Below are 24,546 nucleotides of genomic sequence, written 5' to 3' on the forward strand. Positions count from 1 at the left end.
CCCACGCAAAACGCTCGGCTGGGACACCCCAGCCGAGCGCTTGGCTAAGCTCCTGGCCGACGCCAGCTAGCTACTTGTGTTGCAACGACCCCTAGAAACCGCCCACCGGGCGGGGGCCGCTCGGAACCGGCCTGCCATGATCCGCGTCAGAGCGGGGAACCCACTGGGAGGGATCATGCAGGATCGTGTGCACGGCACCGTCATGCCCGTGCTGGACATCATGCTCAATCCGGGCGAATCGGTGTGCGCCGAGTCCGGGGAGCTGTCCTGGATGTCGGCCAGCATCCAGCTGAGCACCTCGACGCAGGGCGCCGGCAGCAGCGGCGTTTTCGGGGCCCTCAAACGCAGTCTGTCCGGCGGCACCTTCTTTATGACCAACTACACCGCCGTGGGCCAACCCGGTTCCGTGTCCTTCGCCGCCCACCTGCCCGGGCAGATCTTCCCCGTGGACGTCGCTCCCCAGCCCGGTTACGGCTTTCTCGCTCACCGCCGCTCCTACGTCGCCGGCACCATGGGCGTCACCCTCACCACCGGCTTCCAGCAGCGGCTCGGCGCCGGCATCTTCGGCGGCGAGGGCTTCCTCCTCCAGCGCATCGGCGGCCAAGGCCGCGCGTGGCTCCAGCTGTCCGGCGAGGTCGTGCCCTACGACCTCCAGCCCGGTCAGGTGATCCGCGCCCACCCCGGGCACATCGGCCTGTTCCAGGACACCGTGCAGTTCGGCATCACCACCGTGCCCGGCATCCGCAACAAGCTCTTCGGCGGCGACGGCATCTTCCTGGCCGAGCTCACCGGCCCCGGCCGCGTGTGGCTGCAGTCCCTGCCCATCGACCGCCTCGCCCACTCCCTCACCCCGTACCTGCCGCAGAACGAGGGCGGCCGAAGCAGCCTGTTCAACAACTAGCGGCCGGCGGCGCAGCAACATGCAGGGAAGGACGCCTTACCCTCGTTGAACGCAGGGAAGGACGCCTTACCTGCATGCGGCCATCGCCTCAGCGCAGGCGCTCGACCTTGAGCTCGTCGTCGCGGTAGCGGGCGCGCAGGGGCTTCTTGTCGAACTTGCCGACGGTGGTCTTGGGGATCTCCTCGACGAAGGTCCAGTTCTCGGGGACCTGCCACTTGGCGACCTTGGCGGCGAGGAAGTCGGCCAGCTCGGCGGCGGCGACCGAGGCGCCGGCGCGCACGACGACGAAGGCCAGGGGGCGCTCGTCCCAGCGCTGGTCGGGGATGCCGATGACGGCGGCCTCGGCGACGGCGGGGTGGCCCATGAGGTGGTTCTCGAGCTCGACGGAGGAGATCCACTCGCCGCCGGACTTGATGACGTCCTTGGCCCGGTCGGTGATCTGGAAGAAGCCGCGGGCGTCGACGGTGCCGATGTCGCCGGTGCGCAGCCAGCCGTCGTCGAACTTCTCGGGGGCGTCGTCGCGGAAGTAGGAGCCGGTGATCCACGGCCCGCGGACCTCGATCTCACCGACGGACTCGCCGTCCCACGGCAGGACTTCGCCGACGGCGTCGACGATGCGCATCTCGACGCCGGCGGCGACGCGGCCGGACCTGAGGCGCCACCGGAGGTCCTCGGCCGTGCCCGGCTCGACGCCGGCGGGCGGCAGGGCCATGCCGCCCAGCGGGCTGGTCTCGGTCATGCCCCAGCCCTGGATGATCCGCAGCCCGTACTTCTCGTCGAATGCCGTGAGCAGCGCCGAAGGAATGGCCGCGCCGCCGGAAGTGCCGGCACGCAAGGAGGAAAGGTCGATGTCGGCCACGGCGCCGTAGTTGAGGATGGCGCTCCAGATGGTCGGCACGGCTGAGGCCAGCGTCGACTGCTCGGCGGCGACGAAGCGGGTCAACTGGTCGGGCATCATGAACGGCCCGGGCATGTGCAGTGTCGCGCCGGAAAGGAAGGCGCCGTACGGAATTCCCCACGCGTTGACGTGGAACATGGGCACGATGGCCAGCACCCGGTCGGCCTCGGTGAAGCCGATCAGGGACGCCGACAGCACGGCCATGGCGTGCAGGTAGGTCGACCGGTGCGAGTAGACGACGCCCTTGGGGTTGCCGGTGGTTCCGCTGGTGTAGCACATGGTCGCGGCCGACCGCTCGTCCAGCTCGGGCCACACGAAGCCGGGCTCCTCGGCGGCGATGAGGTCCGAGTACCGCAGCACGCGGTCGCCGAGCACGCTGGCGTCGCCGTCGCCGACCACGATGAACTTCTCCACCGCACTGAAGTCGGGCAGGCTGCGGGCCAGCAGCGGCACCAGGTTGTCGTCAACCATGATGATCTTGTCTTCGGCATGGTTGACGATGTGCGACAGCTGCTCCGGGAACAGCCGGATGTTGAGCGTGTGCAGCACGGCGCCCATGCCCGGCACCGCGAAGTACGCCTCGAGGTGCTCCTGGCTGTTCCAGCAGAAGGTGGCGACCCGGTCGCCGGCGCCGACCCCGAGCCGGGTCAGCGCCGCGGCCAGCCGCTCGGCGTTCGCGGCGACCTCGGCGAAGGTGGCGCGGCGGAAGCCGGAGCCGGTGTTCGTCACGCACTCGCTGCCGCCGTAGACCGAGGCGCCGTGCCGCAGGATCGCGGGGATGGTGAGCGGGTACTCCTGCATGGTGCTGACGATCACGCGACGACCTCCGTTGGACGACTCGCGACCACGCTAGTACCGACCAGTTGGTATGGCAACGGCGCTGCCCGTTCACCAAGAATTCATGACCCGATCCGGCCAACACCCGCCGCCGCCCCCACGGCCCGGGCGATGATCGCCACGGCGGCGTTGTCGCCACATGATTCCCTTGGGAGACAAAGGTGAAGCGGCTGATCAGCATCGGCCTCGCGGCCGTTCTGGTGATCGGGGTGGCACTGGCCGTGATCTTCGGCGGCGGCGGCACCGACAGCACCCAGCTGACGACCGTGCGTGGCGTCATCGGCTCGGAGAAGCTGGCCTTCTTCAGCGACCAGCGGGTCAAGGACGCGTTCGCCAAGCACGGCCTCGACGTGCAGGTGGATCCGGCCGGCTCGCGCCAGATGGCCACCCGGACGGACCTGTCGAAGTACGACTTCGCCTTCCCGTCCAGCAGCCCCGCGGCCGACCGCATCCGGCACGACCACGGCAATGCCCACACCTACGCCCCGTTCTCCTCGCCGATGGCGGTGGCCACCTTCGCCCCGATCGTCGACCTGCTGACCAAGGCCGGCGTGGTGCACAAGGGCGCGGGCGACTACGACGTGCTGGACATCGCCAAGTACATGGAGCTCACCGCGAACGGCACGCGCTGGGACCAGCTGCCCGGCAACACCAGCTATCCGGTGCGCAAGAACATCCTGATCACCACCACCGATCCCCGCGACTCCAACTCGGCGGCGATGTACCTGTCCATCGCCTCCTACGTGGCCAACGGCTTCAGCGTGGTCAACACGCAGCAGCAGGAGGCGGCGATCCTGCCCAAGGTCACCCCGCTGTTCACCAACCAGGGCTACACCCAGAACAGCTCGGACGCGCCCTTCGAAGACTTCCTGTCGGCCGGCATCGGCCGCAATCCCATGGTGTTGGTCTACGAGGCGCAGTACGCCGACCGTCTGGTGCGCGACGACGGTTCGATCAAGCCCGACATGCGGCTGGTGTACCTGTCCCCCACCGTCTACTCCAAGCACACGCTGGTCGCGCTGAAGGGCCCGGGCGACCAGGTCGGGCAGCTGCTCAACAGCGACCCCGAGCTGTCGAAGCTGGCCGCCACCTTCGGTTTCCGCACGCAGGACCCGAAGTACTTCACCCAGGTCGTTTCCGAGCACAAGCTGCCGCTGCCGACCTCGCTGGTGGACACCGTCGACCCGCCGTCGTTCGAGACGCTCGAACGCCTGCTGGATGCCGTCGGAAAGCAGTACGGGGCGTGAGCGAGCGGCCATTGACCGCGCCGGAGCCGGTCGGGGCGGTGTCGACGTCCAGCGCGACGGGCATGGTGCCGGTGCCGACGGAGCGGCTGGGCGAGCTGGCCGACGACGCCGAGCGGATCGCCGCCGAGCTGGGCGCGATGGACCCGATGGCGCCGGACTTCTCGGTGCGGGTGGGCAAGGTGCTGGCGCTGGGCGAGGACGAGATGCGGACGGCGGCGACGATCGCGGGCCGCCTGCTCGACCGGGCGGTGCAGGGCGTGAACCCGCCGTCGGAGCAGGTGAGCGTGAGCCTGACCGAGCTTCGGGAGCGGATCCACGAGCTGGATCCGGCCGGCCGCACGGTGTTCGGCATCAGCCTGGGCAATCCGGCCAAGAAGCTGCTGGCCCGCTATCAGGCCGCGGATGCGCCGATCAACGCCGTGGTGCGCGCGCTGCGGGCCCGCCAGGACGATCTGAAACGGGACAACGCGGCGATCCAGGGCGAGCGGGAACGTCTGTGGGAGGCCATGGGCCGGCTGTCCGAAGCGGCGGCGATGGCCGGCGCGGTCGACGAGGCGGTGGACCGTCAGGCGTCCATTATGGACCTGGCCGATCCGGCGCGGGCCGACACGGTCCGGGCCGAGGTGCTTTTCCCGGTGCGGCAACGACATCGGGACCTGCTCACCCAGCTGGCCGTCTGCGTTCAGGGCTATCTCGCCCTGGACGTGTTGCGGCGCAACAATGACGAGCTGATCCGAGGCGTCGACCGCGCGGCCGGCACGACCGTCTCGGCGCTGCGCATCGCGGTCGTGGTCAGCGGCGCGCTGGCCGGGCAGCGCAAGGTGATCGACGAGATGGAGACGCTGCGGGCCACCACGGACGGGCTGATCAAGGCCAACGCGGACCTGATCGCCATGCAGGGCCAGCAGATCCAGCGCATCAGCACTGATCCCGCGGTCGGCATGGACACGCTGCGGCAGTCGTTCGACCAGATCTACCGGGCCATCGACGACGTCGAGGGCTTCAAGGCCGCCGCCGCGTCGGCGATGGCCGACACCGTCTCCGCGTTGGAGGACGAGTTGCGACGGGCTCAGAACCGCTTACGGGAGACACCATGAGGAAGCGGTTCATCGCACTGGCCGCCGTGCTGGCGGTCGCGCTGGCCGGCTGCTCCGGCGGCGACAGCACGGACCAGAAACAGCCGCTGGGACAGGCGAAAGCGGGCGTGCTGCGGGTGCTGGCCGGCAGCGAGCTGGCCGACATGCAGCCGGTACTGGACGAAGCGGCCAAGGCGACCGGCGTGCAGGTGAAGTTCACCTTCTCCGGCACGCTGGAGGGCGCGCAGACGGTGCTCGACGGCAAGGCCGACTCCGCCTACGACGCGATCTGGTTCTCCTCCAACCGTTATCTCACGCTGCTGCCCGGCGGCGCCAAGAAGCTCAGCACCCAGACGAAGATCATGAGCTCCCCGGTGGTGCTCGGGCTGCCCAACTCCGTGCTGCGACAACTGGGGTGGCAGGACGGCAAGGTCACCTGGTCGCAGATCGCCGAGGCGGCCGGGCAGCACAGGTTCAGCTACGGCATGACCGATCCGTCGGCCTCCAACTCCGGCTTCTCCGCGCTGGTCGGCGTGGCGGCCGCGCTGGCCGGCAGCGGCAGCGCGCTGACGCCCGACCAGATCACCGCGATCACGCCGCAGCTCAAGCAGTTCTTCGCCGCGCAGACCTTGAGCGCCGGCTCCTCGGGCTGGCTCTCGGACGCGTTCCAGAAGCGGGCCAGCGGCGCCGATCCCGGTCCGAAGGTGGACGGGCTCATCAACTACGAGTCGGTGCTGCTGGAGATGAAGGGGCTCACCGTGATCCACCCGTCGGACGGTGTGGTCACGGCCGACTACCCGCTGACCCTGTTGGCGTCGGCCAATTCCGACGCCCGCGACTCGTTCCAGCACCTCACCGACCACCTCCGCACGCCGGACGTGCAGCGCAGGATCATGGAGACCACGCACCGCCGTCCCATCGCGCCGCAGGTGCCGCTGGCCGAGGAGTTCACCGACGCCAGCCCGGTCGAACTTCCGTTCCCCGGCACCGAACAGGCCGTCGACACGCTCGTCTCGGCCTACTTCGACAAGATTCGCCGTCCGTCCCGGACCGTGTACGTGCTCGACACCTCCGGCTCCATGGAGGGCGACCGGCTGGCCGCGCTGAAGGCGGCGCTGATCGGCCTGACCGGCGTCGACAGCTCGCTGGTCGGCCGCTACCGGCAGTTCCACGCGCGGGAACAGGTCACGCTGCTGCCGTTCTCCACCGGCCCGGCCGCGCCGGTGACGATGACCGTCGACCCGGACAACCGGCAGCCGGCGCTGGACCAGATCAAGCAGACCGCCGACAGGCTGGTGGCCGACGGCGACACCGCGATCTTCACCAGCCTGGAGAAGGCGTACCAGATCCTGGAGCAGCAGTCCGGCGCCGACCCGGACCGGTTCACCTCCATCGTGCTGATGACCGACGGCGAGAACACCGCGGGCGCCGGCCTGGACGACTTCAAGGGCTTCGTCGGCACCGTGCCGGACCGGCTCAAGGGCACGCCCGTGTTCCCCGTGCTGTTCGGCGAGGGCAGCCAGGACGACATGAACGCCATCGCCACCGCGACCGGCGGCAAGGTGTTCGACGGCCGCAGCCAGTCGCTGGCCGACGTCTTCAAGGACATCCGGGGCTACCAGTGAGATATCTGGGCTCGACCAAGAACCTCGCCGGCTGCGCCGGTGGGATCGTCGGGCTGGGCCTGCACTTCGTGGGCGTCGGCGGCGCGTACTGGCTCGGCGTGGTCGCCGCGCTGTACGCCGCCGGCGCGCTGGCCGCCCCGCCGGAGCGGGTGCGGCTGGTGCCGCCGCAGCCGGCCGAGGAGGCCGAGGCGTTGCTGCGCGGCCTGGACTCGCTCGTGGCACGGGTGCGCGGGCTCGGCAATCGGATGCCGGCCGAGGCCATCGAACGGCTGGACCGGATCGCCGAAGTGCTCTGCGGGCTGTTGGCCCGTCCGGCCGAGTTGAGCGCCTATCCGGACACCCTGCACGCGGTCGCGCGGATCGCCGCCACGGACCTGCCGACGACGGTGCAGACGTTCCTGAACATGCCGTGGTGGTACGCCGTGACCCGCCGCGTGGCCAGCGAGCCGAGCGCCGCCGAGCAGCTGCTCACCCAGCTCGACCTGCTGGAACAGGAGGCGCGGCGGATCGCCGAGGAGTTCTACGACGCCGATTCGCGGCGCCAGGCCGACCACACGCGCTACCTCAGGGACCGGGCGCGGCGCGACGAGAAGTGACCCGGTTAGCGTAACGTTCGCGCAGGTTGGCAAGATACGCGACACCACTGCACCGACTGCGGGAAGGAACCTCGGTTGAACAACCAGACCTCCCAGGTGGACGACCTGCGCTTGGTGGCGACGCCGAGCGCTGTCAACGTCGCCGAGATGTTCGTCCGCTTCTCCCTGATGGAGTGGTCGCTGCGGCCTCTCGTGCCGCTGGCGACACAGGTCGGGCGGCACATGGTCGCGGCCGTGGTGGACAACGCCGGCCCGGGGGTCGCCGGGTTCATGACCGTGCGGCTGCGGCTTCAGGGCGACGGTCTCGTCGTCGAGGTCGAGGACGAGCGAGTGGCCACCCGGCCCGTCGTGTCACCCGAGCTCGCCGGCGCCCGCATCGGTGTCGTGCCGACGGCGTACGGCACGCGGCTGTGGAGCGAACTGGCCCTGCCCAACAACATGAACGCCAAATCGGTGCCGCTGCCCCGCCGCGAGCAGCGCCGGTCGCCGGCCGCCGAGGCGCTGGCCGACGAGCCGCTGGGTGTTGATCCTCAGGTGATGCAACGGATCCTGAGCGCGCTGGGCGGGCCGCAGGATTTTCGGTCGTGACCGGTTTCGGGCCGCGTTCTCGCGGGTAACCGCAGGCCGTGAATGTTGATCCCGATAGTCTGACCGCCCGGGGCCTGGCCAACTACGTCGTTTCCGTCGCCGCCGCGCTGCGCGTGCCGGGGCACGCGGTGCACCATGAGGTGAGCGAGCTGTCCAGCGCCTATCTGGCGCTGCACCGCCGCAGCCCCGTGTTCCCCGAGATGGATCTCATGCTGCTGTGGGACGAGCGGCACGGCTGGTCGGTCGCGCTGGAGACGGCGCCGGCCGACGACCCGGTGGTGCTGGCCTATCTCGGCGGCGACGTGCTCGCCGAGGCGGACGAGGTGCACCGGTTCGTCGAGGACGTCATCGCCGGCCGCTGCCCGGGGCAGCCCGAGGCGCCGACCGCGCTCGACCGTGACCAGATTGAGGAACTGGTGTGGCGCCTCGCGGCCCGCGCCGAGGACGGCCTCGCCGCCTGACGATCATCCACTGTGGACGGTCGGGATGATCGGCCCCCTCCACATCACCTCGTTGCTGTCGGCCTGGCCCCCAGCATCGCCGTCAGGGCGATCAGCCCGAACCCGGCCATCGTGCCGCCGTAGCCGAGGACGCCGCCGGCCAGCCCGGCGATGGGCGGGCCCAGCAGGCTCAACGAGGCAGTGGACAGCGAGACCGCGCTGTTCGCCCGGGCCCGCATGTCCGGCGCCACCACCTCGATCAACCGGGTGCCCAGGACCAGCCGCAATGCCGGCGCGACAAGCCATCCGAGTCCCAGTCCCATCGCGACAACAGGTGTTGTCGGCACGAGGGCGATCGCCAGGAGGCCGGCGCCCCACAGTCCGCCGTGCAGGCCGACGATCGTCCGGGCCGACAGCCTTCGCCGGATCCTTTCGGCGGCAAGCGAACCCAGCATGCCGCCCACCGCCTGCGCCGCTACCGCGATTCCCGCCGAGCCGGCCGAGAACGTGCCGAACTTGACGAAGGTGGCGAAGACGCTCCCGGTCAACACGAGGTTGAGCGCACTCAGGTAGACCGTCAGTCGCCCGAGCACCCGATCCTGGACCACGGCCCGAATGCCGTCGCGGATCATGGCGACAGTCCGCTGCGGCTGGCGGTCCGCCGTCAGCTTCGTGGACAGGAAGGCGAGCAGCAGGGCCGAGATGACGTAGCTGCCGGCATCGGCCGCGAAGGCCCACTTCGGACCGGCCTGCAGCAGTGCGCCACCGAGCAACGGGCCGACCATGGCGAGCGCGAAGTCCCGGGACTGGTTGCGCGCCATGGCCCGAGCGAACAGACCTTCGCCGACGAGATCCGGCAGGGCCGCCGCGGCCGCCGAGTCGAACACCACCGACAGCGCCCCGACGGACAACGCGATCAGGCACATCGACCACACGGACGCGCCGCCGACCGCGGCCTGCCACGCGAGAATGCCGACCAGGATCGCCCGGGCGAGGTCGGCGGCGACCATCACGAGCTTGCGGTTGAAGCGATCGCCGACGACGCCGGCGTGCAACGCGAACAACAAGCCGGAGCCGTAGCCGCACACCGTGACCAGGGACGCCTCGACGGCGTTGTGCAGGGCCGACACCGCGAACAGCGGCATCGCGATGTAGCTGACCTGGGAGCCGAGAACGGAGCTCGCGCGCGACCACCAGTAGAGCAGGTAATCGGTGTTGCGCCAGAGAGTTGTCGTCAACGGGCTACTTGGCCGCCGCCGCGGTGCGGATGAAGCGGACCAGGTCCTCGATGTCGTAGCCGAGCTGCTGGCCGCGCGAGGAGGCCATCAGCAGCAACTGGCCGACGATGGTGGCGCCGAAGCCGTCGCGGCCGTCGGGCGACCACTCCCACAGCTTCTCGATGCCGAGGTCGGTCATCAGCAGGCCGTGCGCGGTCCGCACCTCGTGGCAGACCTCGGCGACGGCGTCGAGCAGGGTGGAGGCGCTGCGCAGGCAGCGCAGGCCGAACAGGCCGCCGAAGTCGTCGGGTTCGCAGCCCTCGGGCGGGTCGGCCTTGATCACGTCGTACATCGGGTCGTCGAAGTCGGGAGCGGGCCACGACTGGGTCACGTGCAGGAGGTGGAACTCGTGGGTTGGCTCGGCCACCTGAACCTCCTCCACCGACCGGATCAGAAGAGGGTACCGCCTGATCAGCGCCATCGGGTGGTCGTCCATCCGGTGCGACGGCCCGGATCGACGGCCGGTCGAACCCCGTCGACGACGGGGGCGACCCTGTCGTCGAAGGCGGCGGCCGTGCCGGCCTCGACGGCCGAACCCCTGGTCACGCACGGTGTTCGAACGGTCGCTGGGAGCGGGTCGGCCGGTGCTGAGCGTGACGGAGGCCGAGTCGACGATCATCGCCGCCGCTCCGGGCTGCCCGGCCGGCGCCTGCGGCGTCCGCGAACAACATCACCGGAATGGTCGCATCGGTTTCGACGGTCCGGGGAGTGGACGTCCGACCGCGCAAACCTTTACAGTAACGGACGGCTCGCCGCCGCGACCCTCACCGAGGAGGACGAAGTCGATGGCCGGCACGCTTTCCCGCAGGCAGATGATGAAGCTCGGCGCGGCAGTGACCGGGGTGCTGGGGTTGCTCCCGGTGCTCGACGGACCCGCCTGCGCGAGCCCGCACGGACATGACGTGCCGACGCTGCCCTGGCCGGCGGCGAACGACATCGTGGCCAACACCAAGCTGCCGGTGTTCCCGAACCGCACGTTCAAGGTCGCCGACTACGGCGCCGTGGCCGACGGCAAGACCGACAACACCGCCGCCTTCGCCAAGGCGATCACCGCCGCCAACGCGGCCGGCGGCGGGCACGTGGTCGTCGCCAAGGGCGCCTACGTCACCGGCGCGATCTACCTCAAGAGCAACGTGGACCTGAACCTCGCCGCCGGCGCCACGCTCAAGTTCGGCGGCGACGCCTCGAAGTTCCCGACGGTGCTCACCCGCTACGAGGGCATCGAGTGCATGAACCGCTCCCCCATGATCTACGCCCACGGTGAGCACAACATCGCCGTCACGGGCAGCGGGGTGCTCGACGCCGGCGGCACGTCGTCGTGGAACAAAGGCAGCGACCGCGCCTACCTCGACGACCTGGTGGCCAAGGGTGTGCCGCCGGAGAAGCGGGTCGTGCCCGGCTCCGGCCATGCCATGCGGTCCACGTTCATCGAGCCGTACTCGTGCGACACCGTGCTCATCCAGGGCGTGACGCTGAAGAACCCCATGTTCTGGCAGCTCCACCCCACGCTGTGCACCAACGTGACCGTGGACGGCGTGAGCACCGACCCGAGCACCGCTCACTCCAACACCGACGGCTGCGACCCCGAGTCCTGCGACCACGTCGTGATCAGCAACTGCATCCTCGGCGCCCACGACGACAACATCGCCATCAAGTCCGGCCGGGACGCCGACGGCCGGCGGGTCAACGTGCCGTCGCAGAACATCGTGGTGGTCAACTGCACCATGAACGGCAACTGGGGCGCCATCACCTGCGGCAGCGAGCTCACCGGCGGCATCCGCAACGTGTACGCGTACCAGCTCAAGGTCACCGGCGCCACCAAGTTCGCCCTGTACGTCAAGTCCAACACCCTGCGCGGCGGCTTCGCCCAGAACATCAACCTGGACAGTGTCAGCGGCACCTTCGACCGCTCCGTCGCCTACGTGACGATGACCTACAACGGCCAGACCGGCAAGTTCCCGCCGAAGTTCGGGCCGTTCAGCATCACCAACAGCTCCAGCACCAAGGTCAACGGCAAGGTTCTGGACGTCAGCGGCCTGTCCTCCGACCACGTCGCCGGCTTCACCGCCCAGAACTGCGCCTTCAACGGCGTCTCCGACACCAGGAACACGACGTCCGATGTGGACGGCCTGAAGCTGGTCAACGTCAAGATCAACGGCAAGTAGCGGGACGACCGCCACCGCCAGCGAGAACGCGAGTCCCGCACTCAGGAACCGGCATCATGCTTGCCCGAGAGCGGGACTCGCGGTTTTCACTGTGCCAGGAACGACTCCAGTTGCTCCACCACGAGCTGCGGCCGTAGCGGCGGACGACCCGGACCTTGCGGTCGACCCAGGCGTCGTTGTCGGCGGAGGTGCCGGGCAGGGCGGCGTGGAACAGCCGCTGCCCGTTGCGCTCGATGGACACGACCACGGGCAGCTCACGCCGGCGGGCCGCCAGCACCATCTGCTGGCCCAGGTCCCACGCGGTGGTGTTGTCGAAGCGGTCGAAGACGAGCCGCTGCTCCTGGGCGCGCAGCTCGGCGAGGTCGGGGTCAGCCATGCCCAGACTCAATCAACACTGTTGCACAATGGCAAGGGACTGTCCCCCGGGCCGCCCGCCCGACCACGGTACTTAACGGCAATTACCCGTCGCCGCCGAATTGGCGCGAAGGCTTTCCTCATCGACCGCGATTCCACCGGACGCGGTCACTGGCGTGCTTCCATCAGGGCTATCGGCCCGATCGGGCGCGTTCAGCACCAAGGAGAAAAGCCATGTCCATCAGACGCGTCCTCGCCATCGGCCTTGCCGCTGTCGGACTCGCGACGAGCGCGCTGGCCGCTTCCGCACAGCCGCACCCGAGCAAACTGCCCGACCGGTGACTGCCTCTGGCTCCACGAGAGCAACGACTACGGGGGCGGCATCGCCATCATCGATGCACCCACCCGGTCGACCGGTTTTCACGGCGGCCCGGCGTGCCCGTTCCGGCACCAAGACCGTCAGCGACTTCAGGACAGACAACTTCAGCGGGCTCCGATTCAGCAACGGGCACGCGGTCAACGACAACGTCAGCTCGGTAGCGAACAAGACCCCGTCGATCCGCGCTTCTTCAAGGACGCCGGCTTCAGCGGCGAGCAGTTCCAGCTGCCGAGCGGCGAATTCTTCTCGACGGTGGGCAAGCAGAACGACTCGTTCAGCTCCGTCGGGTCCATCAGCCACTGAACAACGGAGGAATCACATGCGTATTCGACGCGCATTCACCCTCGGGGCGGCCGCGGCCGGACTGGTCGCCGGCACGATCGCCCTCGCCCCGGCGGCATCGGCGGCGGCGGCGACGCCGACCAGCTGTCCCGACGACGGGCAGAGCCTCTGCGTGTACGAGAACAACAACTACGGCGGCCAGATGCACCGGTTCGACGTCGGCGCCCAGTGCAAGGGCGACGGCAGCCCGAGGCCGTGCCAGTGGGTCAGCGGCTTCAAGGTCAACCTCAGCTCCGTCGGCTTCGGCGACCGGGTCAGCTCGATCGCCAACCACTCGCACGTCCGCATCAACTGCTACCGCGACGCCAACGAGCAGGGCCCGTCGTTCTTCCTGGCCCCGGGCTGGATCTTCGACACCGTGGGCCTGAACAACGACTCGTTCTCCTCCTGCGCCTCGCTGGACGACTAGGTCGACCGGAACAGGCCGATGGCCCCACCGCGCGGTGGGGCCATCGGTTTCGAGCGGGTCAGCCGATGCCGTTGAAGATCTTCGAGTAGGCGTAGCCGACCTTCTTGTCGTACGAGTTGACCTCCCAGAACGACAGCAGGCTGACGCCGTTGGACTTGGCGAACGACAGCAGCGTCTTGGCGTTGGCCTGGGTGAAGTTCTCGTTGTCGTCGTTCTTGCCGGCGATCGGGGTCAGCCCGATCATCGACCACGCCTGCGCGGAGGACACGCCGTACAGGCTGGCCAGCTGCTTGGCCGTGCCCTTGGCCGCGGACTCGGCGTCGTTGAGGGCGTTCTCGCCGTCGCCGAAGTCCATGGTCATGATGTTGACGGTGCTGACCTTGACGCCCTGGGCCTTGGCGTCCTTGAGCAGGTTGAGGGCGTTGCTCGGCAGGCCGCCCGGGTCGACCGGCAGCGTGAAGTCGACCTGCACGGACGGGTCGGCCTTCTGCAGCGCGGCCAGGGCCTGGTCGCGCCGCGTGATGGACGCCTTGTTGTTCAGCGGCGAGCCCTCGATGTCGAAGTCCAGCCGGTGCACGTTGTTGGTGTTGACCACGTTGGCGTACGCGGCCTGCAGGCTCGACGTGCTGGTGCAGGTCAGGGCCAGCTCACCGCCCTCGGCGCCGCCGAAGGAGATGATCACGTCGCCGCCCTGGGACTGCAGGGAGCTGATCTGCGACTTGAACGCGCCGACGGCGGAGTTGCCGGCTTCCCACTGCGGCGTGCAGCCGCTCTTGGGAATGAGGAACGCCAGCGTGTAGTGGCTGACGCCGGACGCGCTCTTGTCCGCGGCCATCAGGCCGGCCGTGCCGCTGGACAGCTCCAGGTAGGGCGCGGCGAACTTGGCCGGGAAGGACTTGGGCGTGGCCGCGTCGGCACCGGTCGTGCCGATGGCCAGGGCCGCGGCGGGCAGCAGGGCCGCGGCGGCGATGGTGATGGCGCGACGAACTGCGCTAACCATGGGCAGGGTTCCTTCCTTGCAGGGACGAGGAAGGCGGCGGTTGTGCGGTCCGCCGAGAGCGGTTTCCCCATTGTTAGGAAACCTTCCTGACGGATTCATCCAAACGCTAGGGCCACGGCCTGACGGCGTCAAGACGGCCGCCGCTTTGGCCCGCTTTGCCCGGTTCGACGGGATGGTCGGCACAAGACGGCTACCCGGAGGATCCCGATCCCCGGTTCGGGTGAACGGCGCGGTGATCGTCTCAGTAGGGTGGAGGTATGGCAGGTGCCGACGAAGCGCCGGGACAGGACGCCCGCAGACCCAACCACTTCGACGTGGTCCTCCGGGGCTACAACACGCGTCAGGTCAACGAGCGCGTGACACGTCTCGAGTTCGACCTGCGCACCGCCTCCCGCGAACGCGACCTGGCCCGGGCCGGCAACGCCGAGCTGGCCAAACGCCTGGGGGCGGCCGAGGAAGAGCTGACCTCGCTGCGGGAACGCGTCCGCAAGCTGGCCGACGAGCCGCTCACCGGCGAGAACGTCAACGAGCGCGTGCGCATGATGATGGACCTGGCGGCGGAGGAGATCGCCGAGCAGCGCGGGGCCGCCGAGCGCGAGCTGGTCGAGCAGCGCGCCGAGCTCCAGCAGCGCCGGGTGCAGCTGGAGCGCAAGTACAACGAGCACAACGACTCTCTTGACCGCGAGTACGACGAGCTCAAGGCCAAGCTCAACCGCGAGCACGAGCAGCTGATGAACCGTGCGCGGGCCGAGGCGGCCAAGGTGACCCGGTTCGCCGAGGAGCGGGCGGCGCTCACCATTCGCGAGGCCGACGAGCACGCGCGCCAGCAGAACGCCGCCGCCGACGAGCACATGGCCCGGATGGCGGCCCTGCACAACGAGTTCCGCGACCGGCTGGTGGTCGCCCGCTCGACCGCACAGCAGGCCGTGGCCGAGTTGGCCCGTATGGTCGAGGAGTGATCTACACCGTCGACCTGCCCGGCCCCGGTCGTCTCAGCACCATGGCCAAGCCGCGGCTCAAGGACCTGCCGACGCTGCGCGCCGCCGGCGTGGACATCCTGGTGTGCGCCCTCACCGACGAGGACTTGGCCCACGCCGGGCTCACCGACGAGCCGAAGGCCGCCGTCGACGCCGGCCTCGAGTTCGTGCACCTGCCCATCCCGGACTGGACCGTGCCCGACCGGGACGAGATCCTGCCGACCCTGCGCGATCTCGCCGCGCGCCTCGACGCCGGCGCCGGCATCGTCACGCACTGCTGGGCCGGCATCGGCCGCTCCTCGCTGCTGGCGGCGTCGATCATGGTGCTGCGTGGCCTCGATCCCGACGACGCCTGGACCCGGATCACCCAGGCCCGCGGCCACCAGGTGCCCGACACCGAGCAGCAGCGGGAGTGGGTCAGAACCTTGAGTTCGTGAACCACTTCTCCAGCAGGTCGGCGTCTCCCTTCGCCTTGATCCGGGGATCGTCCACGCCGATGCGGCCATAGACCAACAGGAGCAGGGCGTCCACGGTTTCGGCGCTCACCACGGCATCGGGGTCGGCCACGGCGCCGACCAGGCCAAAGGAGTCGGCGTCCAGGCGGACGGTCCAGTCGACCTCGGTGCCCCACACGCCGAAGCCGATGGTCTGCCCGTCACCACGGAGCCGGCTCACGGCCGGGGTGAACGTCTCCGCCGACGGCAGGTTGACCAGGAACTCCTCGACGCCGTCGGCGGCCAGCGCCGGGTCGAAGGCCGTGACCGAATCGGCGGCGAGCTCGGCGTCGTAGCGGTGGATGAGGCACTCCATCGCCATGCGCCGGGCCCAGAAACGCACGGTGCCGCCCGGGCCCCACGTGTACATCGCGGCATCGGGGTCGGCCGCCCGCAGAACCTTGGCCACCACGGCCTGGCGAGCCACCAACCATTCCGGGTAGTCGGCGAAATCGGCCGGCAGGCCGAAGTCGACCTCGGCGAACGGCAGCCGCTCCGGCGACCGCCGCTCGATCATCGCGGCGAACCACTGCTGGAGCCGGCCGATGTGCTCGACCACGTCCGCGAGCGTCCACCCGGGACAGCACGGCACCGGCGCCGAGAGGTCGTGCGAACGGGCGACCTCGCCGATCCGCGCCCCCTCCCGCTCGATGGCCGCGCAGTGCATCGCATACGTCTCAGCCATGTGTCGTCCGTCCTCCTACCATCGTCAACACGATCGGCATGTCCCGCAGCTCCCCGCGACACGGATCCCGTTCCGCGACAAGGAGATCGGCCACGTCCCCGACCTCGACCGAGCTCCGCCCGCCGCATGCCGCGGCCAGGGCGACCTCCAGCGGAATCCGCTGCTCGGGATGCCACGCGGGCCGGTCGTCGTCGGTGCGGGTGACGGCGCTGGCGATGCCGTCCCAGGGGTCCAGCGGCGACACCGGGGCGTCCGACCCGATCTCCAGCGTCGCGCCGGTGGCCAACAGGGACTGGTACGGGAAGGCCCGCCCGGTCCGGCCGGCCCAGTGGCGGTCGGCGACGTCACGGTCGTCCGGGGCGTGCGCGGGCTGCACGGAGGCGATCACGCCCAGCTGCGCGAACCGGGGCAGGTCCCGTTCCGACACCAGCTGCGCGTGCTCGATCCGGCCCCGGCAGCCGACGGTCTCGAAGGCGTCCAGGGCGATCTGGTTGGCGTGGTCGCCGATCGCGTGCACGGCCGGCACGATGCCGTTCTCCCACGCCCGCCGCATCAACGGCATCAGCTCCTCCGGCGGCACGACCACCACCCCGTGGCCGTCGCCGTCGTAGGCGTCATGACAGAAGGCGGTCCGCGTGTTCAGCGACCCGTCCACGAACAGCTTGTACGGCCCGACGGTCAACAGCCCGTCGCTGCCCGGCACCACCGCGCCGGTCCGATAACCCCGTTCGATCGCCGGCTCCAGCAGGTGCTTGGCGATCACGGCGGCCACGCGCACCGACGGCGTGCGGATCGCCAGCCGCCGCTGCCAGTCGGCGATGGTGTCGGTCAGCTCGTAGTCGACGATCTTGGTGACGCCGCGGGCCGCCGCCGCGTCGGTCGCCTCCAACACCCACGCGTCCGGGTCGCCGGCCGGCAGGCGGGCCGTGACGGCCATGCACTCCGCCTCGACGAGCACGCCGGTCGGGTGATCCACGCCGACTTCCTTGAGGGCCGCCGGGCTCAGCCACAGCGTGTGCAGGTCGGCGCTGAACAGCGCGACCTTACGGCCGGGCAGGGCGGCCTCCAGCAGATCCTTGTGCGGGGCGTCCGGCCACAGGCCGTCGACGAAATTCGCGCCGAACACCCAGTCTTGCGCGGCGCCGCGCACCAGCTCGACCGCCTCGACCGCGGATTTGGCCTCCCCCAACGGAATCCGCCGCCGCGACGAGGCCCACTGCTGCATGTGGACGTGCGCGTCGACCAGCCCCGGCAGCAGGTGCCCGCCGTGGCCGTCGATCACCTCGCCCGGCAGCGTTCCCGGCTCGCCGAAGGCCGCGACCACTCCCCCGGCGATCCGCACGTCCACCAGCCGCCCATCGCGGTGGACGTTGCGCAGCACCAGATCCGTCACGCCGTCAGCCGCTCGCGCAGGAACTCCACGACCCGCTCCCGCGCGGCCAGCGCCTGGTGCCCGGGCCGCTCACGGACCTCGGCGGTCAGCACCGAGTGCGCACCCTTGGCGAAGCCGCCGGGGTTGCCGGGCTTGGAGTCCAGCTCGATGACCTCGAACGCGTCGCCCAGCCGCCGGCGCAGCGTGGCGAAGCGCTCCTCCGGCACGGCCGGGTCCTGGCTGAACCGCAGGCCCATCACGCACAGGCCGTCCTCGGTGCGCTTGGCCACGGCCTGCATCTCGGCCTCCGACAAGCCGGGGTCGGCCCGCCGGGCCTTGCCCATCGGGAACGGCACCGACGGCTGGCTCATGACCGGCGCCAACACCACCTCCTCCACGGCCGTGGCCAGCGCGAACCCGCCGGTGAAGCACATGCCGATCACGCCGACGCCCTTGCCCGGGGTGCGGCCGGCCAGATCACGGGCGACGGCCCGCAGGTACTGGGTGATCGGCCGCTGGGCGTTCACCGCGAACGCCCGGAACTCGGCCGACACGCACAGCTTGGCGACCACACCCAGCACGTAGCCCACGGTCATCGGCTTGCCCGGCGTGCCGAACGGGGACGGCACCACCACGGTGAAGCCCTGCTCGACCAGGTGATCCGCGAGGCCGAGCACCAGCGGCGTGATGCCGGGGACCTCGGGCACCAGCACGACGCCCGGCCCCTCGCCCTTCTCGTAGCAGTCGTAGGTGAGGCCGGCCCCGGTGAACGGCGCCTTGCGCCAGCCGGTCAGGTCGGAGGTGGGCGCGTCGCTCATGCTGCCGAGTCCTTTCCCGCGACGACACCGCGCACCGCGGCCTCGATCGCCAGGCGAACGATCTTCGGGTCGGGCCCATCGTAGGTCTGCACCGTGGCCGGGTTGCCCGAGCCCCAGGCCGCCGCGGTGGCCAGCACCAGCGTCAGCACGACATCGGCCGGATACCGGCCGTCGACCCGGCCGTCGGCCTGGGCCCGGGCGATGGCCGCCACCTTGTCCGCATTGGACCTGGCGATCGCCGCCACCGCCTCGTCGTAGTCGCCCTGCTCCAGCCGGAACCAGCCGGCCAGCCGCAGCAGCCGCGGGTTGTCGAGGAAGAACTCGTACAGCTGCCCGGCGTAGGCCGGCAGGTCCGTCGCGCTGAAGGGCACCTCGCCCAGCAGCCGCACCACATGCGCCTCGAACACCGCGCGGAACAGCGTCTCCTTGTTGGTGTAGTGGACGTAGATCAGGTTCTTGTTGGCCTGCGCCGCCGCCGCGATGCGGTCCACCCGGGCGCCGGCGATGCCGTAGCGCGAGAACTCCTCGGTGGCCGCCTCCAGCAGGCGGGCTCTGGTGGCGTCGGCACGGGTCATGCATCGACCGTAGCAGCGGTGGCTCGAACATACGGACGAGCCGTTCGCCCGGGTCGCCGCCGGGTTCCCCTCCGACCACCGGCGTTCACGTTTCCGCAGGCCTACAACGCATTCACGGCCTCACGGGGGTTGTCAAACGCCGCGCCAGCTCCCCCGGTCCACCATGAGCAGCACGAGCGCCGCGATGTTCCACGAGTCGTCGTCGCCCCAGCTGGCCCAGCCCCGCTCGCGGGCCTCGTGCTCGACGACCAGCCGGGCGCAGGCGTCCGCGAAGGACACACCGCCGTCCACTTCGGACTGGGTCAGCCCGGTCAGCGACGTGCAGAACTCACTCACCGACGACGCCCGCGGCCGCACCAGGATCCGGTGCTTGGCCACGCGTTCGCGCGCGACAAGGTCGACGACGGTCAGCCCGATCTCGATGATCTCGTTGACCTGGCCGGGCGGCGGGCTGCCCGGCCAGCAGGTCGCCTCGACGTCGACGACGTTCACCAGACGTGCGGTCATGCGGCGAGATTAACCAGCCGCTACAAGTCGATTACCTCCACCGAGAGGCCGAACTTGGCCCCGAGCAGGCTGCCGGTCGGCCGCGCGACCGATTCCAGGAACTCGCGCGGGTCGCTCATCGGGTTGTCGACCAGCCCCCGCAGGTACTCGCCGTGCGCCTCCAGCGAAGCGACGCCCAGGTCGAAGCCCGCCGTCACGTCGACGCCATGCCGAGCGTTCGGGCTGCCGACGACAAAAACGTGCTTGGCCTTCCACGGTTCCAGCCCCAGATCCCGGAACACCCAGCGGTTCGAGGCGTCCCGGGCGGCGTCCAGCGCGGCCCGGCCGACCGCGATGTGGTCGGCCTGGTTGGGGTTGCCCGGCCCCCAGAACTCGCGCCAGGTCGTGATCAGCACGATCTCCGGCCTGTGCCGGCGGATCGCCGCGGCGAAGGCCCGGCGCAGCGGCAGGCCGTACTCCACGACGCCGTCCGGGAAACCGTAGAACTCCACCTCGTCCACGCCGACGATCGCGGCCCCGGCACGCTCCTCGGCCTCGCGCAGCGGCCCGCACTGCTCCGGGTCGATGGTGTCGATGCCGGCCTCGCCGCTGGTGGCCAGGCCGTAGACGACCCGCTTGCCCTGGGCGGTCCAGCGCGCGACGGCCGCGGCGGTGCCGTACTCCAGGTCGTCGGGATGCGCGACGAGCGCCAGCACGCTGTCGAAGGACTCGTCGACCGGCTCCAGTGCCTCGGGCATGCTCACGGGCGCAACGGTACCTCTCCGCTACGCCGTCTCGCGGCAGATCAACTCGGTCGGCAGCAGCACCGACGGCGGCAACTCCACGTCGCCCTCGAACTGCGCCAGCAGCCGCCACGTCATGGTCCGCCCCAGTTCCTCTATCGGCTGCCGGACCGTGGTCAGCGGCGGCACGGAGGTCGCGGCCAGCCCCGAGTCGTCGAAGCCGATCACCGCGATGTCCTCCGGCACCCGGATGCCCCGCCCCCGCAGCACGTGCAGCGCCCCGATGGCCATCAGGTCCGAGGCCACGAACACCGCGTCCAGCCCGGGATGGGCGGTCAGCAGCTGCTCCATCGCCGCCATGCCGCCCTCCAGGCTGAAGTCGGCGTGCGCGATGGCGTCCGTCGGCCGCCCGGCCATGGACAGCGTGCGCCGCCAGCCGCTGAGCCGGTCGATGCCCACGGCCATGTCCCGCGGGCCGGCGATGGTGCCCACGTGCCGCCGGCCCTGGTCGATCAGGTACTGCGCGGCCTGCCCGGCACCGTTGAAGTTGTCGGCGTCGACGTACGGCACCGCGACCTTGGCCAGCGGCCGCCCGCACAGCACCACCGGCAGCCCGGACGCGACCAGCTGCGCGGGCAGCGGATCCTCGCCGTGCAGGCTGACCACCAGCGCCCCGTCCACGTGCCCGGAGGTCAGGTAGTTGGCCATGGACCCGTGGTCCTGCTCGTCCTGGGCCATCAGCAGCACCAGCTGCAGCCCGCTGCCGGCCAGGCCGGCGTGCACGCCGCGCAGCACCCGGGCGAAGAACGGGTCCCCGAGCACGCGGTCGCCGTGCTCGGAGACGACCAGCGCGATCGAGTTGGTCCGCTTCATCGCCAGCGACCGGGCCAGCATGTTCGGGCTGTAGCCGAGGCTGGTCACGGCCTGCGCCACCGCCTCGCGGGCCTTGGCGCTGACGTAGGTGCGACCGTTGATCACCCGCGAGGCGGTGGACCGGGACACCCCGGCCACCCTGGCCACCTCGTCGAGGGTCGGGACTTCCCGGCCGTCTTCGGCCACGCTCTACCCCTACTCCGGCAGGGCGTTCGCCCTTGCCACCGTCGCGTACCACCTGCCGCTCAGCTTAGGAGTGCGGGCGAAGGTGTCGAAGTCGACATGCGCAATCCCGAACCTTTTCGCGTAACCCTCGGCCCACTCGAAGTTGTCGAGCAGGGACCAGGCGAAGTAGCCGCGCACGTCCACACCTGCGGCGATGGCGTCCCGCACGGCCCCGAGGTGTTGCTCGAAATACCGCCGCCGGGCGTGGTCGTCTATCCGGCCGTCGACGACGGTGTCGTCGTAGGCCGCGCCGTTCTCGGTGATATGAATGGGCAGCCTCGGGTATTCCTGGTGCAGGCGGTGCAGTACGCGGAACAGGCCGTCGGGCAATTCCTCCCAGCCCATGGCCGTGGTCGGCAGGCCGCGGCTGACGTTGTGGGCGTGCTCCGACCCGATCCATTCCGGCGTGTTTCCGCCGGGCTTCCCGGTGACGTGGTGGCCGGTGTAGTAGTTCACGCCCAGCGAGTCCAGCGGGGCGCCGATCAGCCTCAGGTCGCCCGGGCGGATGTGCTCGGCGAAGCCCAGCGGGGCCAGGTCGGCCAGCACGTCGTCCGGGTACTTGCCGCACAGCACGGGATCCAGCCAGAGCCGGTTCTGCAGGCCGTCGACCCGCCGGGCGGCGTCCACGTCCGCCGGGTCGTCGGGATCGACCGGGTCGACCGGGTACAGGTTGAACGTGACGCTGACGTTGTCCCGGATGATCGACCGCGCCAGGCCGTGGGCCAGCAGCAGATGGTGCACGGCCGCGGCGGCCTTCTTCGGCTCCCGGACGCCGGGCGCGTGCACGCCGGCGCCGTAGCCGAGCAGGGAGGCGCAGTAGGGCTCGTTGAGCGTGGTCCAGTTGTGCACGCGGTCGTGCAGCGTGTCGTGCACGACCTGGGTGTAGTCGGCGAAGTGCTGTGCCGTGTCCCGTTGCGCCCAGCCGCCGTTGAGCTCGTGCCGCTGCGGCAGATCCCAGTGGTAGAGCGTGAGGAACGGCGTGATGCCGCGGTCGAGCAGGCCGTCGACCAGCCGCTCGTAGAAGTCGATGCCCTTGCGGTTGATCGCGCCGTCGTCGTCGATTATTCGGGACCACGACACGGAAAACCGGTAGGCGTCGAGGTTCAGCTCGGTCATCAACGCCAGGTCGACGTCGAGCAGGTGGTAGTGATTCGCCGCCACGTCACCGGTGTCTCCGTTGACCGTCCGGCCCGGTGTGCGGCTGAAGACGTCCCAGATGGACTCGCACCGACCGTCCTCGGCCGCCGCGCCCTCCACCTGGTAGGCGGCCGTCGCCGCGCCCCACAGGAATCCTTCCGGGAACACCCCAGCGGAATCAAGCACAGTTACCCCTTCACGGCGCCCTGCATGATGCCGGCGACGAGCTGACGGCCCACCGCGACAAACAGCAGGAAGATCGGGATCGTTGCCAGCGTGGTGCCGGCCAGCACCAACGCGTAGTTGACGTAGTAGCCGGCCTGGAGCTGCTCCAGGGCCAGCTGGATGGTCGGGTTGTTCTGGTCGAGCGCGATCAGCGGCCACAGGAAGTCGTTCCAGGACTGCATGAACGTGAACAGGCCGAGCATGGCCGCGGCCGGCCGGGCGGCCGGCACGGCGACGTGCCAGAAGATCCTGATCATCGAGCAGCCGTCGGACCGGGCCGCTTCGATCAGCTCCGACGGCACCGCGTCGGCCAGGTACTGGCGCATCCAGAACACGCCGAACGCGCTGACCAGGTTGGGCACGATCACCGCCTGCAGGTGACCGGCCCAGCCGAACTCGGACATGGCCATGTAGAGCGGGATGATGCCCAGCTGCGTGGGCACCGCCATCGTCAGGACCACGAGTACGAAAAGGAGGTTGCTGCCCTTGAACCTCAGCTTGGCGAAGGCGAAACCGGCCAGCGTGGAGAACACGACGACCGACAGCGCCACCGAGCCGGAGACGATGACGCTGTTCACCATGGCGTGCCAGAACGGGATCGTGTCGAGCACCTGCTGGGCGTTGCTCAGGAAGTTGCCGCCCGGCAGCAGCGGCGGCACCTTGTCGGTGAGGATGTCGTTGCCGTGGCTGGGCACCAGGAACGACCAGTACAGCGGGAAGACCGAGCCGAGGATGAAGGCGATCAGCAGGCCGTAGACGAGGAATCCCGGTCGGCGGGTCATCGGCTCAGCCTCCTCGTGATGAAGTAGTTGCCGACCGCCGCCAACACGATCACCAGGAACAGCATCCAGGCGATGGCGCTGGCGTAACCGAGCTGCTGGTTGTCGAACGCCGACTGGTACAGGTAGAGGGTCACCGTCTGGAACTGGTTGGTGGAGCCGCCGGTGTCCGAGCCGGGCATCGCGCTGAACAGCTTGGGCTCGGTGAAGATCTGCAGGCCGCCGATGGTGGACGTGATCACCACGAAGATGACGGTCGGCCGCAGCATCGGCAGCGTGATGCTGGTGAACCGGCGCCAGGGACCCGCGCCGTCGATCAGCGCCGCCTCGTTCAGCTCCGGTGGTATCGCCTGCATCGCCGCCAGCACGATCAGCGCGTTGTAGCCCGTCCAGCGCCAGTCCACCATGGTGGCGATGGCGAGATGGCTGGCCAGGCGGTCGGCCTGCCAGTCGATCTTGCCGATGCCGACGAAGTCGAGCACCGAGTTGACCAGGCCGTAGTTGACGCCGAACAGGTTGCCGAAGATGATGCCGACCGCGACCAGGCTGGCCACGTACGGCACCAGCACGCCCATCCGGAATCCCGTGCGCAGCCGCAGGTTCGTGTTCAGCAGCACGGCCACGGCGATCGCCACGATCACCTGCGGCACGCTGGAGAGCAGGAAGATGCTGATCGTGTTCACCAGCGCGTTCCAGAACTGCGGGTCGGCCAGGAGCTCGGTGTAGTTGCCGACGCCGACGAACTTCGCCGTGTCATCGCCGAGCCGCCAGTCGAACAGTGACACGTATGCCGTGTACAGCAACGGAAACATGCCGACCAGCGCGAACACCGCGAAGAACGGCGCGACGTAGAGGTACGGCGAGACCTTGAGATCCAGCTTGTCCAGGCGGTCCCGCCGCGGGGGCGCACGGACACGGTAGGCCCCGCGAGCCGGGGGCCGAGCGGGGCCGTGGCCATTGGGAGAGCTAGGTGGACGCGCTGGGGTAGAAGGCGAGGGGAGGGGGGGCGGGGGGCGAGCTTGA

General features: G+C 69.8%; 28 protein-coding genes. 12 read left to right on the plus strand and 16 right to left on the minus strand.

The features are described 5' to 3' along the window. The first annotated feature begins 175 nt into the window (after window positions 1-175). Complete coding sequence (locus AB0M73_RS46275; protein WP_043726914.1) at window positions 176-901, plus strand: TIGR00266 family protein; 726 nt, start codon at window positions 176-178, stop codon at window positions 899-901. Window positions 902-989: 88 nt separating this feature from the next. Here AB0M73_RS46275 and AB0M73_RS46280 read toward each other — a convergent pair whose 3' ends face one another. Then, on the minus strand, window positions 990-2,612 hold the full coding sequence (locus AB0M73_RS46280) for a long-chain fatty acid--CoA ligase (protein WP_363906044.1): 1,623 nt from the start codon (window positions 2,610-2,612) through the stop codon (window positions 990-992). A gap of 185 nt (window positions 2,613-2,797) precedes the next feature. Here AB0M73_RS46280 and AB0M73_RS46285 point away from each other — a divergent pair, with 185 nt between their 5' ends. From AB0M73_RS46285 to AB0M73_RS46310, 6 genes are all read left to right on the plus strand, one after another. Beyond that, a complete protein-coding gene (locus AB0M73_RS46285; protein WP_363906005.1) occupies window positions 2,798-3,883 on the plus strand; it encodes a hypothetical protein in 1,086 nt (361 codons plus the stop codon). Next, window positions 3,880-4,980 carry a toxic anion resistance protein gene (locus tag AB0M73_RS46290; RefSeq protein ID WP_363906007.1) on the plus strand — a complete coding sequence of 367 codons (1,101 nt, stop codon included), beginning with the start codon at window positions 3,880-3,882 and terminating at the stop codon, window positions 4,978-4,980. Before AB0M73_RS46285 ends, AB0M73_RS46290 begins: the two co-directional genes overlap by 4 nt. Then, window positions 4,977-6,584, plus strand: a complete 1,608-nt coding sequence (locus AB0M73_RS46295; RefSeq protein WP_363906009.1) for a VWA domain-containing protein — start codon at window positions 4,977-4,979, stop codon at window positions 6,582-6,584. Before AB0M73_RS46290 ends, AB0M73_RS46295 begins: the two co-directional genes overlap by 4 nt. Continuing rightward, a complete protein-coding gene (locus AB0M73_RS46300) occupies window positions 6,581-7,180 on the plus strand; it encodes a hypothetical protein (protein WP_363906010.1) in 600 nt (199 codons plus the stop codon). Before AB0M73_RS46295 ends, AB0M73_RS46300 begins: the two co-directional genes overlap by 4 nt. Before the next feature lie 75 nt (window positions 7,181-7,255). Continuing rightward, window positions 7,256-7,768, plus strand: a complete 513-nt coding sequence (locus tag AB0M73_RS46305) for a hypothetical protein (RefSeq protein ID WP_043726909.1) — start codon at window positions 7,256-7,258, stop codon at window positions 7,766-7,768. 38 nt (window positions 7,769-7,806) lie between these two features. Next, on the plus strand, window positions 7,807-8,229 hold the full coding sequence (locus tag AB0M73_RS46310; protein WP_363906011.1) for a DUF6292 family protein: 423 nt from the start codon (window positions 7,807-7,809) through the stop codon (window positions 8,227-8,229). Between the two features lie 44 nt (window positions 8,230-8,273). On the opposite strand, the gene AB0M73_RS46315 is transcribed toward AB0M73_RS46310, so the two are convergent. Genes AB0M73_RS46315 through AB0M73_RS46325 form a run of 3 tightly spaced genes read right to left on the minus strand, consistent with a single transcriptional unit; the run spans window position 8,274 to window position 10,031 of the window. Beyond that, window positions 8,274-9,446 (minus strand): MFS transporter, encoded by a 1,173-nt coding sequence (locus AB0M73_RS46315; protein ID WP_363906013.1) that lies wholly within the window; start codon window positions 9,444-9,446, stop codon window positions 8,274-8,276. A gap of 4 nt (window positions 9,447-9,450) precedes the next feature. Beyond that, a complete protein-coding gene (locus AB0M73_RS46320) occupies window positions 9,451-9,852 on the minus strand; it encodes a hypothetical protein (RefSeq protein WP_363906015.1) in 402 nt (133 codons plus the stop codon). A gap of 44 nt (window positions 9,853-9,896) precedes the next feature. Next, a complete protein-coding gene (locus tag AB0M73_RS46325; protein ID WP_363906016.1) occupies window positions 9,897-10,031 on the minus strand; it encodes a hypothetical protein in 135 nt (44 codons plus the stop codon). Window positions 10,032-10,270: 239 nt separating this feature from the next. Here AB0M73_RS46325 and AB0M73_RS46330 point away from each other — a divergent pair, with 239 nt between their 5' ends. Beyond that, entirely contained in the window at window positions 10,271-11,650 is a 1,380-nt protein-coding gene (locus AB0M73_RS46330) for a glycosyl hydrolase family 28 protein (protein WP_363906018.1), read from the plus strand. Here the strand turns inward: AB0M73_RS46330 and AB0M73_RS46335 are convergent. Continuing rightward, window positions 11,637-12,026 carry a heme-binding protein gene (locus AB0M73_RS46335; protein WP_363906020.1) on the minus strand — a complete coding sequence of 130 codons (390 nt, stop codon included), beginning with the start codon at window positions 12,024-12,026 and terminating at the stop codon, window positions 11,637-11,639. The genes AB0M73_RS46330 and AB0M73_RS46335 overlap by 14 nt on opposite strands. A 243-nt stretch (window positions 12,027-12,269) precedes the next feature. On the opposite strand from AB0M73_RS46335, the gene AB0M73_RS46340 reads away from it, so the two are divergent. Next, window positions 12,270-12,686 carry a hypothetical protein gene (locus tag AB0M73_RS46340; protein ID WP_363906021.1) on the plus strand — a complete coding sequence of 139 codons (417 nt, stop codon included), beginning with the start codon at window positions 12,270-12,272 and terminating at the stop codon, window positions 12,684-12,686. A 16-nt stretch (window positions 12,687-12,702) separates the two neighbouring features. Next, entirely contained in the window at window positions 12,703-13,134 is a 432-nt protein-coding gene (locus AB0M73_RS46345) for a peptidase inhibitor family I36 protein (protein WP_363906023.1), read from the plus strand. A 58-nt stretch (window positions 13,135-13,192) separates the two neighbouring features. On the opposite strand, the gene AB0M73_RS46350 is transcribed toward AB0M73_RS46345, so the two are convergent. Continuing rightward, a complete protein-coding gene (locus AB0M73_RS46350; protein ID WP_363906024.1) occupies window positions 13,193-14,134 on the minus strand; it encodes a chitinase in 942 nt (313 codons plus the stop codon). Window positions 14,135-14,391: 257 nt separating this feature from the next. Between AB0M73_RS46350 and AB0M73_RS46355 the strand changes: the two genes are divergently transcribed. Beyond that, window positions 14,392-15,093, plus strand: coding sequence for a hypothetical protein (locus AB0M73_RS46355; protein ID WP_052396370.1), 702 nt, complete (start codon window positions 14,392-14,394; stop codon window positions 15,091-15,093). Then, a complete protein-coding gene (locus AB0M73_RS46360) occupies window positions 15,090-15,548 on the plus strand; it encodes a hypothetical protein (RefSeq protein WP_363906026.1) in 459 nt (152 codons plus the stop codon). The genes AB0M73_RS46355 and AB0M73_RS46360 overlap by 4 nt, the downstream gene beginning before the upstream one ends. Here AB0M73_RS46360 and AB0M73_RS46365 read toward each other — a convergent pair. The 10 genes from AB0M73_RS46365 to AB0M73_RS46410 form a co-directional block, all read right to left on the minus strand. Then, entirely contained in the window at window positions 15,529-16,290 is a 762-nt protein-coding gene (locus AB0M73_RS46365) for a maleylpyruvate isomerase family mycothiol-dependent enzyme (protein ID WP_363906028.1), read from the minus strand. The two genes, AB0M73_RS46360 and AB0M73_RS46365, sit on opposite strands and share 20 nt — an antisense overlap. Then, window positions 16,283-17,683 carry an amidohydrolase gene (locus AB0M73_RS46370; RefSeq protein WP_363906030.1) on the minus strand — a complete coding sequence of 467 codons (1,401 nt, stop codon included), beginning with the start codon at window positions 17,681-17,683 and terminating at the stop codon, window positions 16,283-16,285. Before AB0M73_RS46370 ends, AB0M73_RS46365 begins: the two co-directional genes overlap by 8 nt. Further along, a complete protein-coding gene (locus tag AB0M73_RS46375; protein WP_363906032.1) occupies window positions 17,680-18,480 on the minus strand; it encodes a dienelactone hydrolase family protein in 801 nt (266 codons plus the stop codon). The genes AB0M73_RS46370 and AB0M73_RS46375 overlap by 4 nt, the downstream gene beginning before the upstream one ends. Then, complete coding sequence (locus AB0M73_RS46380) at window positions 18,477-19,055, minus strand: TetR family transcriptional regulator (protein WP_363906034.1); 579 nt, start codon at window positions 19,053-19,055, stop codon at window positions 18,477-18,479. Before AB0M73_RS46380 ends, AB0M73_RS46375 begins: the two co-directional genes overlap by 4 nt. A gap of 132 nt (window positions 19,056-19,187) precedes the next feature. Then, window positions 19,188-19,562, minus strand: a complete 375-nt coding sequence (locus AB0M73_RS46385; protein ID WP_363906036.1) for a 3'-5' exonuclease — start codon at window positions 19,560-19,562, stop codon at window positions 19,188-19,190. A 20-nt stretch (window positions 19,563-19,582) separates the two neighbouring features. Next, window positions 19,583-20,299: a PIG-L deacetylase family protein gene (locus tag AB0M73_RS46390; protein ID WP_363906045.1), complete on the minus strand. Its 717-nt coding sequence runs from the start codon at window positions 20,297-20,299 to the stop codon at window positions 19,583-19,585. Window positions 20,300-20,326: 27 nt separating this feature from the next. Further along, window positions 20,327-21,343: a LacI family DNA-binding transcriptional regulator gene (locus AB0M73_RS46395; protein WP_363906038.1), complete on the minus strand. Its 1,017-nt coding sequence runs from the start codon at window positions 21,341-21,343 to the stop codon at window positions 20,327-20,329. 9 nt (window positions 21,344-21,352) lie between these two features. Then, window positions 21,353-22,705: a GH1 family beta-glucosidase gene (locus tag AB0M73_RS46400; RefSeq protein ID WP_363906040.1), complete on the minus strand. Its 1,353-nt coding sequence runs from the start codon at window positions 22,703-22,705 to the stop codon at window positions 21,353-21,355. Between the two features lie 2 nt (window positions 22,706-22,707). Next, window positions 22,708-23,526, minus strand: a complete 819-nt coding sequence (locus AB0M73_RS46405) for a carbohydrate ABC transporter permease (RefSeq protein WP_363906042.1) — start codon at window positions 23,524-23,526, stop codon at window positions 22,708-22,710. Further along, a partial coding sequence (locus AB0M73_RS46410; protein ID WP_363906043.1) for a sugar ABC transporter permease occupies window positions 23,523-24,546 on the minus strand: 1,024 nt, incomplete at its 5' end. The genes AB0M73_RS46405 and AB0M73_RS46410, both read right to left, overlap by 4 nt.

Source organism: Kutzneria sp. NPDC051319, assembly GCF_040682195.1.
Taxonomy (GTDB): Bacteria; Actinomycetota; Actinomycetes; order Mycobacteriales; family Pseudonocardiaceae; genus Kutzneria.

Excerpts from the sequence above, each read along its gene's own strand:
- AB0M73_RS46355 (WP_052396370.1), top strand. The coding sequence starts at position 14,392 with ATGGCAGGTGCCGACGAAGCGCCGGGACAGGACGCCCGCAGACCCAAC.
- AB0M73_RS46390 (WP_363906045.1), bottom strand. The coding sequence starts at position 20,299 with ATGCCCGAGGCACTGGAGCCGGTCGACGAGTCCTTCGACAGCGTGCTG.
- AB0M73_RS46350 (WP_363906024.1), bottom strand. The coding sequence starts at position 14,134 with ATGGTTAGCGCAGTTCGTCGCGCCATCACCATCGCCGCCGCGGCCCTG.
- AB0M73_RS46385 (WP_363906036.1), bottom strand. The coding sequence starts at position 19,562 with ATGACCGCACGTCTGGTGAACGTCGTCGACGTCGAGGCGACCTGCTGG.
- AB0M73_RS46345 (WP_363906023.1), top strand. The coding sequence starts at position 12,703 with ATGCGTATTCGACGCGCATTCACCCTCGGGGCGGCCGCGGCCGGACTG.
- AB0M73_RS46275 (WP_043726914.1), top strand. The coding sequence starts at position 176 with ATGCAGGATCGTGTGCACGGCACCGTCATGCCCGTGCTGGACATCATG.
- AB0M73_RS46380 (WP_363906034.1), bottom strand. The coding sequence starts at position 19,055 with ATGACCCGTGCCGACGCCACCAGAGCCCGCCTGCTGGAGGCGGCCACC.
- AB0M73_RS46330 (WP_363906018.1), top strand. The coding sequence starts at position 10,271 with ATGGCCGGCACGCTTTCCCGCAGGCAGATGATGAAGCTCGGCGCGGCA.
- AB0M73_RS46405 (WP_363906042.1), bottom strand. The coding sequence starts at position 23,526 with ATGACCCGCCGACCGGGATTCCTCGTCTACGGCCTGCTGATCGCCTTC.
- AB0M73_RS46295 (WP_363906009.1), top strand. The coding sequence starts at position 4,977 with ATGAGGAAGCGGTTCATCGCACTGGCCGCCGTGCTGGCGGTCGCGCTG.
- AB0M73_RS46365 (WP_363906028.1), bottom strand. The coding sequence starts at position 16,290 with ATGGCTGAGACGTATGCGATGCACTGCGCGGCCATCGAGCGGGAGGGG.
- AB0M73_RS46375 (WP_363906032.1), bottom strand. The coding sequence starts at position 18,480 with ATGAGCGACGCGCCCACCTCCGACCTGACCGGCTGGCGCAAGGCGCCG.
- AB0M73_RS46335 (WP_363906020.1), bottom strand. The coding sequence starts at position 12,026 with ATGGCTGACCCCGACCTCGCCGAGCTGCGCGCCCAGGAGCAGCGGCTC.